The following is a 13,390-nucleotide window of genomic DNA, read 5'->3' on the forward strand; positions in this document are numbered from 1 at the left end:
AACAATAATCAGTGCGCAACGGCTGCAGCGCCGTGCTCATCCACCAGAGCACCGGTGTGGAAACGGTCAATAGAGAACGGTGCCGCCAGAGGATGCATCTCACGTTTAGCCAGACTGGCGGCAAACACATGCGCCGATCCCGGTGTCGCTTTGAAGCCGCCGGTGCCCCAGCCGCAGTTGAAGTAGAGGCCGTTCACCTTGGTTTTCGAGATGATCGGGCTGGCATCTGGCGTGGTATCTACAATGCCGCCCCACTGGCGGTTCATGCGCACGCGCGAGAAGGCCGGGAACATCTCAACAATCGCCTGCAGGGTGTGTTCGATAATCGGATAGCTGCCGCGCTGGCCGTAACCGGTGTAACCATCAATGCCCGCACCAATCACCAGATCGCCTTTATCGGACTGGCTGATGTAACCGTGTACGTGGTTCGACATGACGACCGTGTTCACCACCGGTTTGAGCGGTTCGGAGACCAGCGCCTGCAAAGGATGAGATTCCAGCGGCAGTTTGATACCGGCCATATTGGCCAGCACGCCCGAGTTACCCGCCACCACACAGCCCACCGTCTTCGCTTCGATATCACCGCGATTGGTGTGCACGCCGTAAATCTGGCCATCACGGATCATCATGCCGGTGACTTCGGTCTGTTGCAGGATATCCACGCCATGCGCATCTGCGCCGCGAGCAAAGCCCCACGCCACCGCATCATGGCGCGCCACACCGCCGCGCGGTTGCCAGGAAGCGCCCATGATCGGAAAACGTGCGCGAGCAGAGCAATCCAGCAGCGGTTCAAGATCCTGTACCCCGCGAGTATCCAGCACTTCACCGTCAATGCCATTCAGGCGGTTGGCGTTGACGCGGCGCTGGATATCACGCATGTCCTGCAGGGTGTGTCCAAGATTCAACACGCCACGCTGCGAGAACATCACGTTGTAGTTCAGCTCCTGTGTCAGCCCTTCCCACAATTTCACGGAATGCTCGAACAGTGCGGCAGCTTCATCCCACAGATAGTTCGAGCGCACGATGGTGGTATTACGCGCGGTGTTACCGCCGCCCAGCCAGCCTTTCTCGATCACTGCTACATTGCGGATACCAAACTCTTTTGCCAGGTAATAAGCCGTCCCTAAGCCATGTCCGCCCCCGCCGATGATGATCACGTCGTAGGACTTTTTCGGCGTGGGATTGCGCCACATGCGCTGCCAGTTTTCGTGATAACTCAGTCCGTGGCTAATCAGCCCGAAACCAGAAAAACGTTGCATACTCGTCTCCTAAAACTCCCGGCCTGAGCCGGGAAAAATGGTCAGGCAATGGCTTTTTTGGCGATAGCCTGCGGTGAATGTTCGCCATACACCGGATGTCTGGCACACAGCTCTGATACGTTGAAACGCACCCAGGCTTCGATGTTGTCGCTGTTCTGTTTCAGCGCCAGCACATCAAGGATGTCGCAAATCCAGCCCGCCAGGGTCTCGCACTCTTTCTCGCCAAAGCCGCGCGTGGTCACGGCTGGCGTGCCGATGCGTAAACCGGAGGTCACAAACGGGCTTTGCGGATCGTTGGGCACGGAATTTTTATTCACGGTGATATGCGCGCGGCCCAGGGCAGCATCGGCTTCTTTGCCGGTGATCTCCTGACCAATCAATGAGACCAGGAACAGATGGTTGTCAGTGCCGCCTGACACCACGTCGTAGCCGCGTTTGATGAACACTTTCGCCATGGTTTTGGCGTTATCGATCACCTTGGCCTGGTAGTGAATGAAGTCCTGCTCCATCGCTTCACGGAAGGCCATCGCTTTGGCAGCAATCACGTGCATCAACGGGCCGCCCTGCTGGCCAGGGAACACCGCGGAGTTGAGTTTTTTGTACAGCGCTTCATCACCGTTCGCTGAAAGAATCAGACCACCGCGCGGACCGCGCAGGGTTTTGTGCGTGGTGGTGGTCACCACATGTGCATGCGGTAACGGGTTGGGATAACAGCGCGCAGCGACCAGACCCGCCACGTGCGCCATATCCACCATCAGCCAGGCGCCAACGCTATCGGCGATTTCGCGGAAGCGTTTCCAGTCAACGATGCGCGAATAAGCGGAGAAACCGGCCACAATCAGTTTCGGATGGTGCTCCTTTGCCAGGCGCTCCACTTCCTGATAATCAATCTCACCGGTTTCAGCATTCAAACCGTATTGCACGGCGTTGTAGTGCTTACCGGAGACATTCGGTGCGGCGCCATGGGTTAAGTGACCGCCGTGCGCCAGGCTCATGCCGAGAATGGTGTCGCCGGGTTTGATCAACGCCATAAACACCGCGGCGTTCGCCTGAGCACCGGAATGGGGCTGCACGTTGGCGTAATCCGCACCAAACAGCAGGCAGGCACGTTCAATCGCTAAACGCTCGATGGTGTCGACATGTTCGCAGCCGCCGTAGTAACGTTTCCCCGGATAGCCTTCAGCATATTTGTTGGTGAGCTGGCTGCCCTGCAGCGACATGACCTGGGAGCTGGCATAATTTTCCGAGGCGATTAATTCGATGTGTGTTTCCTGTCGCACCAGCTCACCCACTACGGCGGCAAACAGTTGTGGATCGGCACTGTTCAAATCATTTGCATTCATTGCTACACCCTCATCAGGATTAGTGGCCAAATTCAGTACGTTTTCACACTACTGAATATCGCCGGGTGTAAGCTTGAACGTTTGCGACATTTAATATGACAAAATCGCGACAACCCTTATTTATCAATGATTTAATTTTTGAAGGTGATTTGTATTGTTTGAGGTGCATCACGATTGGATAAGAAAATGTGATGTCTGATTGGAAAGGCTTAAATCGGGCGGGCGGAAAAAATTAAGTAAATCAGTGGGTAATCATTTTATGCAGCAACAATGAAATAACGAGAGCGCTGAAATCAACGCCCTTCAATTGCACTATCAATATGAATAAAGAATGGATCGACATGCTGCTGATCGCGCAATGCGGCCTGCTTGCGTGCCAGGCTGGGAGGATAACCAAAGGCATCGCGGAAATGGCGGGAAAAATGCGCGGTATCGGAGAAGCCACAGCGCTCGCCAATTTCTGTCACTGTTTTCGCGCTGTACAGCAGTAGCCAAAGACCATAACGCAGTCGTAAGTCACGCGCGAAGCGTTGCGGACTGACACCCAGCTCATCTTTGAATTTACGCTCAATATTGCGCCGCGAGGTATTGAGGCGTTGCGCGAGTTGCTCAACCGAAATCACCTCGCCCATATGTTGGGAGATCACATCAACGGCACTACGCACCATGCGATCTTTTATTTTTTCGAAGATCACCGGTTGCGGCTGCGGATGATGCGTGGTGCGCGCTTCATCAATCAGCATGATATGCAGACTTTTTATCGCCCATGCGCGGCCCAGATGGCGTTCAATCAGATGCGCGGCAACATCCGCCGCCGCCACGCCACCGGCACAGGTAATCAGCTTGCCTTCATCGACAAAGATGCGATCGGCTACCGGGGTGATATCGGGAAAACGCCGCTGTAAATCGCCATGGTGATACCAGCTGACACAACACTCTTTTCCTTTCATCACGCCAGCCTGAATCAATGCAAAGACACCGGTACATAAACCGACCAATGGCGTGCCAAACTGCGCGGCGAGGCGAATATAATCCAGCGCGCGATGATCGGTTTTGTCCTTCTCATCCTGCACCCCGCCAATCACCACGATGTAGTCAAAATGTTCCGGGTTCTTTAGGGCTTCACAGGGCGAGATCACCGCGCCACAGCTTGAAGTGGCTTCACTGCCTGAGCTGGACATAAACGTCCAGCTACAGCGCAGCTGACGGCTGCGATCGCCTTCATCGGCGGCGAGACGCAGGCAGTCAACAAAAGCCGCAAACGGCAGCAGCGTAAAGCGGTTCAGCAGGACGAAACCGACCGACAGCGGCGTCGCCTGTTCATTGGGTTTGTTACGGGAAGTCATGGCAAGATCCTCGCTCCATCATTGCGATGCCGCCGCAAATGCACCCGGTGTAATGCCAAAATGGGCGCGGAATTTCTTGATGAAGTGGCTTTGGTCGAAGAAGCCCACTTCACTGGCGGTGTGTGCGGCATCGAAGCCCTGCGACAGCAGTCGTTTTGCGCGCATCAGACGAATCTGCGTGAGGTATTGATGTACCGATAAGCCGGTCAGCTTCTGGAAGGTGCGCATAAAATGGTATTCGCTTAGCCCGGCGACGGCGGCGATTTCACTGACCGCCAGCGGCTGATGGTAATCGCTGTGCAGATAATCGATCGCCTGCCGAATATCGGCGCGTAACGCATGCCGCTCACCGCCTTTTAACGTGCGTTCGCCGTGTTGACGGATTAACGTGCTCAGCACCTGAAACAGCGCACACTCTTTTTCCACTGCGTCCGGACTTTCTTGCATCACGGCGGAAGCCTGCAACATCTGCTGCGCCAGCAGCGGATCGTAACGCATCCCTTCCGCACCAAAATTGAGTTCACCTTTGCCGCCGATTTGTGACTCCGCAATCTCATTGACCAGTGCGGCAGAAGGATAAAACGCGCAGTAATCCCAGCCTTCCTCACGCTGGACCGCTTCACCGGTGTGCACTTCTCCCGGCAAAATCACCATCACCGTGCCAGCGGCGGCAATGCCCTGTTGACGGCAAATGCGGGTACGTTGTGCCCCTCGGGCAAACGCCGCGATCACGAATTCGTCGTGGAAGTGTGCCGGATAACTGTGCTCGTAGCAGCGTGCGCGCAGGATTTCCATGCCGCCGTGCATACCACGGTCACGCCACAATTTGATGTCATCACGTTTTTCCTGCATCACAAATCCTTCGCTGATGTACTCCGGGAGCAGGATTTTACTATAGCCTTGCGCATCGTGGCTTAAAATTGGTGCATCTGTTGAGAAGGTTTTGGAAAATTGTCATGTCGTTGAATAGTCACACCCTGCCGAAACACAGCGATCCACTGAGTTTTCGCGCGGGTTTTATCGCCTGTTTACCTACCGTGCCCGGTTACCTGAGCATCGGTTTTGCTGCGGGTGCCATTGGCACGCTGGCCGGTTTCTCCGTATTGCAAACCGCGCTGCTGGCGACGCTGCTCTACACCGGTTCGGCGCAGTTTTTATTTTATTCGCTATGGGCAGCAGGCGCGGAAATGACCTCGGTGGTGCTTAGCGTGATGCTGGTTAATCTGCGCTATTTGCTGATGAGTTCAGCGATTAGCGTGTTCTTCCGTGGCCAAAGTGGCTGGCAGAAAGTCGTCAGCGGCCTGCTGCTCACCGATGAGACCTTCGGCGTCGCGGTACAGCACGGCAGCCAGCACGGCAAAATCGCCTTTGCCTGGATGTTTGGTCTTAACCTGCCCGCCTGGCTGAACTGGGTTATTGCCTGTGTGATTGGCGCTTATGCCGCATCTGCCGTCCCTGAATCGCTGATGGCCGGATTGAGTTTTAGTCTGGTATCGATGTTTATCGGGCTGATTCTAATGACGTGGTTTGCCAGCCGACGCAAATGGCTGGAGACGCTGGCGATTGTGGTTGCGGTGCTGGTGACCTATTTTTCTGCGGGACATCTGGATCTCAGCGTAGTGGTGATCATCGCCGCCTCGATTGCCGCCAGTCTGGCCACGCTGCTGTTACGCATGAAATACAAGGAGGGGAAATAACATGGAGCGTAATGTCCTGTTGACCATTGTGGTTGCCGCGCTGATCACAGCGGTGATGCGCGTTGGCCCGATTCTGCTGCTTTCCCGCTTCCGACTCGCCCCGCTGGCGCAACAGTGGCTGAGCTTTATCCCGGCGGGCATTATGGCGGCCATTGTCACGGCCGAGTTGATGGAAAAGCCGGCGTTAACCGCTTCAGGTTTGAGTTTATCGTTACTGGCGGCGCTGATTGCGGCGATCACCGGCATCGTGACGCGCGGTTTGTTCGCCACCGTGCTGGCTGGCATGGTGGCGTATACTGCGCTGCGTTATGGGTTTGGTTTGTAACGTGAAACATCGGGTGCGGAATGAATTCCGCACCATGATATCAACCCGCCTCTGCTGCAGGTGTCCGTTTTCCCTTCAACATATTTCTCAACGCTGGTTCGAGATATTTAGTCATAAACCAGGCCAAATAATAGAGCCCTGCGGCGACCACAATCGGCATGAGCAGCATGACTGTTTCACTTTTGATCTGCACATTCATTTTTATCAGTATGGCAATCATGAGGTTTTCATGTATCAGATAGTAGGCGTAACTGGCAAAACCTATCGCAGTGAAAAATCGAACGGATAACAAACGTTCCAATTGTTTTGAATAAAAACTGGCAATAAAGAAAAGCATGACCAGCAGTAAGGGAATGACCGTTAGGGCGCCCGCATTTTTAACGTAGTAGCTGAAGTTAATGAGCATCGCGACAACCACAACCGCATAATGAAAGCCTTTGTCACGGCCATGCATTCTTTCATACACCAGGCAGCCGATCATAAACCACGCGTAGTGAATAAAACCAAACTTAGAAATAACATCAATGAAAATGGGATGACCTAAAGATTTTAACACCGAGGAGGCGGACAGCAGTAACATCGGCACCAGCAAGCCCGGCAGGCAATATTTCCGTCCCAGGGTAAAATAGATGGCACCAATAATCAGATAGAATACCGCTTCAACGTACAGCGACCAAAATGAGCCCGCCATCGATTTAAATTCAATACCGGTTATTTGTGCCAACGTTTCAGGATTGGTGAAGATCAGCCCAGGTAGCAGATTCCTGACATAGGGCGTCATAGCGGACCATTCCGGGAAAAAACCACCCACAGCATAGAGTAACAAGCTGGCAATCAGCATCGCCGGAAACAGTCGCAGCCAGCGTTTTTTCAGGAAGCTGATATAGCTCTCAGACTTATCCAGCGTCATAAATATGACAAAGCCGGAGATCATGAAAAACAACTCAACACCAAGCCAGCCGAAAGAAAAAACTGGAATATGTTGTGTGAGGTTTACATAGGGCAAGAGTTCTGGCCAACGTGCATAGGCGTGGTAACCAATCACCATTAAGATGGCAAGACCGCGCATTCCGTCAAGATGCTTGATGCGTGCGTGCATAATTCCCTCAGGAAAGATGTCCGGATGTGTAAATTCAACTTAGCACTGACAATTATTTACTCACAATAAGACTTATTCTGATTAAAACTTTTCTTAATCCACGTTTTTTAATGCTTCAAGGCATCAAGCATTAATTTCCACTGGACTTACCAATCCAGGATGGAGCAAATCCTAATCCTATTATTACCCGGCACTTAAGACCATTCACCTTCTTAAAAAACCTTTGACTGGATATTGAACAAACCCGTTTTAAGTAAAGCTTAAACGGGTTTGTTCATGATTCTCCAACAGTGGAGCTAATGAATTTAAAATGACATATTTAAAAAAGCCCGATTTATTCCGGTGGCAACGCCTGTAAAATTCGCTGCGCGTCATTCGCCGTCAGCGAGTAGTCATAAAATTGTTGATAAAACGCCTGCGTAGCACTCACTAAATCTAGTTGTGGGAACAACGCCGGATGCAACTGTTTTGCGGCCCATTGAATCTGTAACGCCACCTCGGTGCCATAACGATCCCACGGAAACACTCCTGCCGGATTCTGCCACACACGATGTTGCTGGACGGCTTTCACACTGGCAAACAACGTCTTAAAGTCGGAATCTGCCAGCGATCCGGCGCCCGCACCGATGATAATCACATCAGGATTCCAGCGAATCACGTCTTCAAGGGAGATGGGCTTCATATTGCCGACAATGCCTGCAGCGACATTTCGACCACCGGCGAGATTAATCCAGGTATCAATCAGCGTATCGCGCCCATCGACTTTCAATGGATGCAGCGACTGGATGTGCAACACCCGTGGTCGTTGTGCCTCACTTAAACCCGCCGTTTTCCCGCTGATGTCAGCAATGTGCTGATCAAGGTAGCGGTTATAAGCTTCTGCTCGCTTCGCCGCCTCGGGCGTACCCAGCACTTGCGCCGTCGTGATCAGTGAACGCTTCATCGAAGCAAAATCATCGAAGTTCATTGCCAGTACCGGAATACCTGCAAGTCGATACGATTCCGCATCAGGATCATTCGCTGGCACAAAGATAGCGTCAACATGGCGCACCACCAGTGCTTCACTGGCAAAGGTTTTCCCCTTCGCCTGCAGTGCCTGATTGAGGGATGGCTGAACCTTAAACATCCACGGACGATCGGCGGGATGATTCACCGTCGCCACGATGCGATCCCCCGCGCCCAACGTCATCAACAACGAGTGATGCGCAAACCAGGCGTCAGCAATATGCATCGCCGGTTGGCTGATTTCGACATGATGGCCAGTGTCATCGATCACCGTTTGGGCTGAAGCCAGTGTACTCACCATCAACATCGGTAATAACCGACGCCACATTTTGCTCATCATTCACTCCCTTAGAAGTTAAGTTGCATGGAGACCTGCACCATACGCGGCGCGCCGAGAGAAGCGCTGGCATAGCCTGCACCGCTGTAACCGTTCAGACCACCGGGCACGATATTGGTCCAGTAATGGCGGTTGGTCAGGTTCGTGACATCAAGTCGGAAGGTGGTGGCGGTATCAAACAGCCGGGTCTTGTAAGCTGCACCGGCATCCAGCGTGGTATAGCTGCCCACCCAACCGTCATTTTGATTGTCGGTAGTGCGACGACCAACATAGTGAATGCCGCCGTGAATATCGGTACCGCTGAACATCGGTAAATCGTAAGCGGCAAACAGGCTGGCGGTATAGCGAGGCAAGCCGACAATCTGTTTGTCATCGGTTTGTGTGCTGGCGGTGTCCAGCAGACGCGGATCTAACCAGGTCATGCCGCCAAACAGATGCAGACGATTGGTGAGGTCACCATCCGCCATCAATTCCAGCCCACGGTTACGCTGTTCGCCATCGATAGCGTAATCGCCGCTGGCGTGGGTGTAGGCAAACGGGCGTTTAATCTGGAACAGCGCGGCGGTCAGCAGCAGTTTATTAACCGCCAGCTTGCTGCCCACTTCCACCTGACGGCTACGATACGGCGCCAATATCGCACCGGCATTGTTGGCCGTGGCCGGTGCGGTGTCCCCTTGTTGCAGACTATCAGCATAAGTGACATAAAGCGTCATGGGATCAATCAGCTTATACACCAGGCTGGCGGAACCGCTGAATCCACTATTAGCAGAATCACTGCTGCGACTGCCCGTTTTGCTGTAGTTGGACGAACTCAGCAGGCTCTCACTGCCCGCCAGTAACAGGCTCCATTGCGGGGAAAACTGCAGATTATCGCTGAGCAGAAATGCATGCTGGCTGGCAGTGGCGGAATGATAGCGGTCGGTAAAATCAGGGTAGTCCGGTTCAGCGAAAGCCTGGGGATTATCCAGCGAAGCGCTGCCCAGGGTCGAGGAAGCACCGTTGCGGGGGTTGTAATTCTTCCAGACAAAACCGCGCAGCCCGGTTGAAATTTGATGATGAATCCAACCGGTATCCACTTCCCCATTTAAATTCGCCATGTAGCTATTAATCGTAAAGCGGCTGGCGGTGGCAGATGAAGTGGTGGCGGTGTAGTCGCCGTGGCTGTCGGTGAAGGTGTTGGTTACCGCCGTGGATTCGCGATCGGCAATCTGACGTAAAACGCCGATTTCACCCTGCCAGTTTCCGTCGAAGTCATGTTTGAGATGCAGGCCAGCAGTCAGCGTGTGATTATCATCACCCGCATAAGATTGCCCCAGGTGCGCCGTTTTCGGATTGGGCGCAGAGGGGAATGACAACCCCTTGCCAAGCGCAAATTTGCCCGGCAGGCCTTTGTCGTAGAAATGGTAATAGCTGAAGTTGGTTTCCAGCACCGTTTGATCGGTCAGATTCGCATCGAGTGCCAGGCTGAAAAGCTGACGGCGAACTTTGCTGCCTTTCACATAGCCATCGCCCTCATCATCAAGGAAATTAAGGCGATAACGCAGACGGTCGTTGCTATCCAGCGGCCCACTAAAATCACCGGCCAGCTGATGGCTTAACCCGGTCCCCGCGCCCACAGTAATGGAGTGCTGCGGTGTGTCACTGGCGCGTTTGTTCACGAAATTGAACAGACCTGCCGGATTGGCCGGACCATATAAGGATCCGGCGAGACCATTCAGCACCTCAATCTGATCAAACTGTTCAGCGGCGTAGTCGGTGGTCGATACCACATTCAGCCCATCGATCATGCTGTTCTGCACCACACTGCCCTGCATACCCCGCGTTTGCGGGCGTGCCCCATCCCCCTGCACCGATGGCATGTAACGATAAAGATCGCTGACGCTTTTCAACTGCTGGCGCTTCATCAACTCAGGTGACAGGGTTTGCACCGACCACGGCGTGTTGCGCACTTCCTGTTTACCGAGATTGCCCAGCGTGGCTTTTTTATCGGTTTCTGCAGGGGGTTGATTCGGCGAGGCAGTCACTGCAATGGTCGGTTGCTCGGATGTGGCATACAGCGGAACGGCGTACAATAACATGGCACTGGTGAAACCTGTTTTCACCAGGGTGATACGCTTGATAAACATGACATTTCCAGGATGACTGACGAAAGGATGCGCGCATTAAGCTAGCGCTATATTTTCGATTATATATCGATAAGATTTGCCAACCTCTTGTTTATCAGCGTTATATTACTGAACCGTCACTGTTTTTTATCAGGCGAAAGGTCCTGGGCCGACGGATTCTCGCATCATCACTTCACCCGAGAAGCGCTGGCGATTGCGCATTTCGCCCCCGTCGAGCATCGATATCAGCCTTGCAAGCGTTTCCTGAATCATCTCCGTCACCGGCATTTTCACGCTAGAGAGCGATGGAACGGTGAAGGGGGCCAGCGGAATATCATCAAATCCCAGCACGGAGACCTGAGCCGGAACCGCAATGTTGTGCGATGCCAACGCTTTTAACGCTCCTACCGCCATATCATCATTACTGGCCACCAGTGCGCTAAACGGACTGCCCTGGTTTAACAAGGTTTCTACCGCCGCTACGCCGTTTTGCGCCTGCCACTTCCCTTCAATAATCAACGCTTGCTGAACCGGAATCTGGTGTTTTGCCAGCGCCGATTGGTAGCCCGCCAGGCGCTCACGGCCGGTGGGCGAATCGAGCGACCCGGTAATAAAGGCAATGTCACGATGCCCCAGTTTGATTAACGCTTCAACGGCGTCGGCGCTGGTGCGTTGTTGATCGGCGTAAATACAGTAGCTGTCGTGTTGCCGCAGACGACGGTTGATCACCAGAATCGGATGCGAGTGCTGATCGATGATAGCGTCCATTTCTTCAATGGTGAGAAAGCGCGGATAGATGATGACGCCGTCACAGCGCAAATCGAGCAAAAATTGAATCGCAGCACGCTCCTCTTCCGCACTGTGTTTGCCATCCACCAATAGCAGTTGTCGCCCCTGCTGCTCCATCAGTCGGGCGGAATGCTGCATGAGCTCAGTAAAATAGCTGCCGGAATAGAGGGTGTTGGTGATCACCAGGCCAATAGTCTGGCTCGACTTGGTTGCCAGATTTCGCGCCAGTAAATTGGGGCGAAAGCCGGTTGCCGCGATGGCCTTAAACACCAATTCCCGCTTCTCTTCGCTGACATAACCGTTGCCGGACAGCACACGTGACACCGTGGCTTTCGATACGCCTGCGACCTTCGCCACCTCAACAATGGTTGCCATATTTCACTCTGATTTGCGCTCGTATCGCTAAAGTGTACCTAAGTCGCGAATTATGCGGAGAATTTTTTCACCGTAATGTTTGCCCGCTCCTCACTTCGTTATCGATCACTATCACACTTTTAAACATCAAATTTTAAACTCCTTGCCTGGTAAGGATTTCATATTCATGATTTTGTGAAACCGGTTTCTCATGACTCGCAATAGATATGCGGGCAAACGTACCCCTACTCAAAAAAATCAGAGACCTACAATCCATGGCTAAAAATTATGCTGACGTTTCACGCGACATCGTGGCTTCGCTCGGCGGCTTGAACAATATCGAAGCCGTTACGCACTGCATGACGCGCCTGCGTTTCGTACTTCGCGACACTGCCCTGATCGATAACGCCACGCTGAAAGCGATTCCAGGCGTGATGGGCGTGGTACATACCGATACGCAATGCCAGGTGATCATTGGCAATAACGTTAATCTCGCGTATCAGGAAGTGCTTAAACTCGGCACACCGAATAGCGACAACAGCACCCCAGTGAAACGCAAAATCACCCTGCGTAGCATTGGCGCGGGCATTCTTGATGCGCTGGTGGGCACCATGTCGCCGCTGATCCCGGCGATCATCGGGGGATCGATGGTCAAGCTGCTGGCAATGGTGCTGGAGATGAGCGGCGTACTGGAGAAAGGTTCGTCTACGCTGGTGATCCTGAATGTGATCGGTGATGGTGCCTTCTTCTTCCTGCCGGTAATGGTGGCGGCTTCGGCAGCGCTGAAATTCAAAACCAATATGTCATTGGCGATTGCGATTGCCGGCGTACTGGTGCATCCCAACTTTATTGATTTGATGGCCAAAGCGGCACAAGGCCAGGCCGTGGAGTTCGCCTATATCCCGGTGACGGCGGTGAAATACACTTACACCGTCATCCCGGCGCTGGTGATGACCTGGATCCTGTCGCACATCGAATACTGGGTGGATCGCTTTACCCCTGCGGTCACCAAAAACTTCCTCAAACCGATGTTGATTGTGCTGATCGCCGCACCGATTGCCATTCTGCTGATTGGCCCACTCGGCATCTGGATTGGTAGCGGTATTTCTGCGCTGGTTTACACCATCCATGGCTATCTCGGCTGGTTATCCGTAGCGATTATGGGGGCGTTATGGCCACTGCTGGTGATGACCGGCATGCACCGTGTGTTCACTCCGACCATCATTCAGACTATTGCGGAAACCGGCAAAGAAGGCATGGTAATGCCCTCTGAAATCGGCGCCAATCTGTCACTCGGTGGATCATCGCTGGCCGTAGCCTTTAAAACCAAGAATCCGGAATTGCGTCAGACCGCTTTTGCCGCAGCGGCTTCAGCGATTGTTGCTGGGATCTCGGAACCCGCTCTCTATGGTGTTGCGGTGCGACTCAAACGACCACTGATCGCCAGCCTGATCAGCGGATTTATCTGTGGCGCGGTAGCCGGCATCGGCGGGCTCGCCAGTCACTCCATGGCCTCACCCGGCTTGTTCACCAGCGTACAATTCTTTGATCCGGCTAATCCGATGAGCATTGTATGGGTCGGCGGTGTGATGGTGTTGTCGGTGGTGCTTTCATTTGTTCTGACCCTGATTCTTGGCTTTGAAGATATTCCGGTGAGTGAAACAGCGCAGCCTAAACCGGTTGTGGATCCTGCTAAAGCCGTCAATGTGAATTGATTAACTGAGGTTTTTT

Annotated in this window: 11 protein-coding genes; 3 read left to right on the top strand and 8 right to left on the bottom strand. The window is 53.3% G+C overall.

Translation table 11 applies throughout. The features are described 5' to 3' along the window. Positions 1 to 8: 8 nt before the first annotated feature. The 4 genes from AC6I8L_RS22345 to AC6I8L_RS22360 all read right to left on the bottom strand — a co-directional run bounded on the left by AC6I8L_RS22345 (position 9) and on the right by AC6I8L_RS22360 (position 4,800). Positions 9 to 1,259, bottom strand: a complete 1,251-nt coding sequence (locus AC6I8L_RS22345) for a sarcosine oxidase subunit beta family protein (protein WP_058961359.1) — start codon at positions 1,257 to 1,259, stop codon at positions 9 to 11. 41 nt (positions 1,260 to 1,300) lie between these two features. Further along, positions 1,301 to 2,602, bottom strand: coding sequence for a serine hydroxymethyltransferase (glyA, locus tag AC6I8L_RS22350; RefSeq protein ID WP_058961358.1), 1,302 nt, complete (start codon positions 2,600 to 2,602; stop codon positions 1,301 to 1,303). Positions 2,603 to 2,895: 293 nt separating this feature from the next. Continuing rightward, entirely contained in the window at positions 2,896 to 3,948 is a 1,053-nt protein-coding gene (locus AC6I8L_RS22355) for a GlxA family transcriptional regulator (RefSeq protein ID WP_034824021.1), read from the bottom strand. 18 nt (positions 3,949 to 3,966) lie between these two features. Beyond that, positions 3,967 to 4,800, bottom strand: coding sequence for a helix-turn-helix transcriptional regulator (locus AC6I8L_RS22360; protein WP_058961357.1), 834 nt, complete (start codon positions 4,798 to 4,800; stop codon positions 3,967 to 3,969). A 104-nt stretch (positions 4,801 to 4,904) separates the two neighbouring features. Here AC6I8L_RS22360 and AC6I8L_RS22365 point away from each other — a divergent pair, with 104 nt between their 5' ends. Both AC6I8L_RS22365 and AC6I8L_RS22370 read left to right on the top strand, forming a co-directional pair. Continuing rightward, positions 4,905 to 5,645 (top strand): AzlC family ABC transporter permease, encoded by a 741-nt coding sequence (locus tag AC6I8L_RS22365; RefSeq protein WP_058961356.1) that lies wholly within the window; start codon positions 4,905 to 4,907, stop codon positions 5,643 to 5,645. Position 5,646: 1 nt separating this feature from the next. Then, entirely contained in the window at positions 5,647 to 5,970 is a 324-nt protein-coding gene (locus tag AC6I8L_RS22370; protein WP_058961355.1) for an AzlD domain-containing protein, read from the top strand. A gap of 40 nt (positions 5,971 to 6,010) precedes the next feature. Here AC6I8L_RS22370 and AC6I8L_RS22375 read toward each other — a convergent pair whose 3' ends face one another. The 4 genes from AC6I8L_RS22375 to AC6I8L_RS22390 form a co-directional block, all read right to left on the bottom strand. Then, positions 6,011 to 7,069, bottom strand: coding sequence for an acyltransferase family protein (locus AC6I8L_RS22375; RefSeq protein ID WP_479400147.1), 1,059 nt, complete (start codon positions 7,067 to 7,069; stop codon positions 6,011 to 6,013). Positions 7,070 to 7,403: 334 nt separating this feature from the next. Then, positions 7,404 to 8,411 carry an ABC transporter substrate-binding protein gene (locus AC6I8L_RS22380; protein ID WP_058961354.1) on the bottom strand — a complete coding sequence of 336 codons (1,008 nt, stop codon included), beginning with the start codon at positions 8,409 to 8,411 and terminating at the stop codon, positions 7,404 to 7,406. 11 nt (positions 8,412 to 8,422) lie between these two features. After that, entirely contained in the window at positions 8,423 to 10,537 is a 2,115-nt protein-coding gene (locus AC6I8L_RS22385; RefSeq protein ID WP_058961353.1) for a TonB-dependent receptor, read from the bottom strand. Positions 10,538 to 10,666: 129 nt separating this feature from the next. Further along, complete coding sequence (locus AC6I8L_RS22390; protein ID WP_058961352.1) at positions 10,667 to 11,680, bottom strand: LacI family DNA-binding transcriptional regulator; 1,014 nt, start codon at positions 11,678 to 11,680, stop codon at positions 10,667 to 10,669. Between the two features lie 254 nt (positions 11,681 to 11,934). Between AC6I8L_RS22390 and ascF the strand changes: the two genes are divergently transcribed. Further along, the gene (ascF, locus tag AC6I8L_RS22395; protein ID WP_058961351.1) at positions 11,935 to 13,374 is read left to right on the top strand and encodes a PTS cellobiose/arbutin/salicin transporter subunit IIBC; all 1,440 of its coding nucleotides are present in this window, start codon (positions 11,935 to 11,937) and stop codon (positions 13,372 to 13,374) included. The last annotated feature ends 16 nt before the right edge of the window (positions 13,375 to 13,390 follow it).

The sequence above is a fragment of the Type-E symbiont of Plautia stali genome, from assembly GCF_059731115.1.

What these genes read in the sequence shown, in the direction of transcription:
- AC6I8L_RS22345 (WP_058961359.1), bottom strand. Translation starts at nt 1,259, where the DNA reads ATGCAACGTTTTTCTGGTTTCGGGCTGATTAGCCACGGACTGAGTTAT.
- glyA (WP_058961358.1), bottom strand. Translation starts at nt 2,602, where the DNA reads ATGAATGCAAATGATTTGAACAGTGCCGATCCACAACTGTTTGCCGCC.
- AC6I8L_RS22355 (WP_034824021.1), bottom strand. Translation starts at nt 3,948, where the DNA reads ATGACTTCCCGTAACAAACCCAATGAACAGGCGACGCCGCTGTCGGTC.
- AC6I8L_RS22360 (WP_058961357.1), bottom strand. Translation starts at nt 4,800, where the DNA reads ATGCAGGAAAAACGTGATGACATCAAATTGTGGCGTGACCGTGGTATG.
- AC6I8L_RS22365 (WP_058961356.1), top strand. Translation starts at nt 4,905, where the DNA reads ATGTCGTTGAATAGTCACACCCTGCCGAAACACAGCGATCCACTGAGT.
- AC6I8L_RS22370 (WP_058961355.1), top strand. Translation starts at nt 5,647, where the DNA reads ATGGAGCGTAATGTCCTGTTGACCATTGTGGTTGCCGCGCTGATCACA.
- AC6I8L_RS22375 (WP_479400147.1), bottom strand. Translation starts at nt 7,069, where the DNA reads ATGCACGCACGCATCAAGCATCTTGACGGAATGCGCGGTCTTGCCATC.
- AC6I8L_RS22380 (WP_058961354.1), bottom strand. Translation starts at nt 8,411, where the DNA reads ATGAGCAAAATGTGGCGTCGGTTATTACCGATGTTGATGGTGAGTACA.
- AC6I8L_RS22385 (WP_058961353.1), bottom strand. Translation starts at nt 10,537, where the DNA reads ATGTTTATCAAGCGTATCACCCTGGTGAAAACAGGTTTCACCAGTGCC.
- AC6I8L_RS22390 (WP_058961352.1), bottom strand. Translation starts at nt 11,680, where the DNA reads ATGGCAACCATTGTTGAGGTGGCGAAGGTCGCAGGCGTATCGAAAGCC.
- ascF (WP_058961351.1), top strand. Translation starts at nt 11,935, where the DNA reads ATGGCTAAAAATTATGCTGACGTTTCACGCGACATCGTGGCTTCGCTC.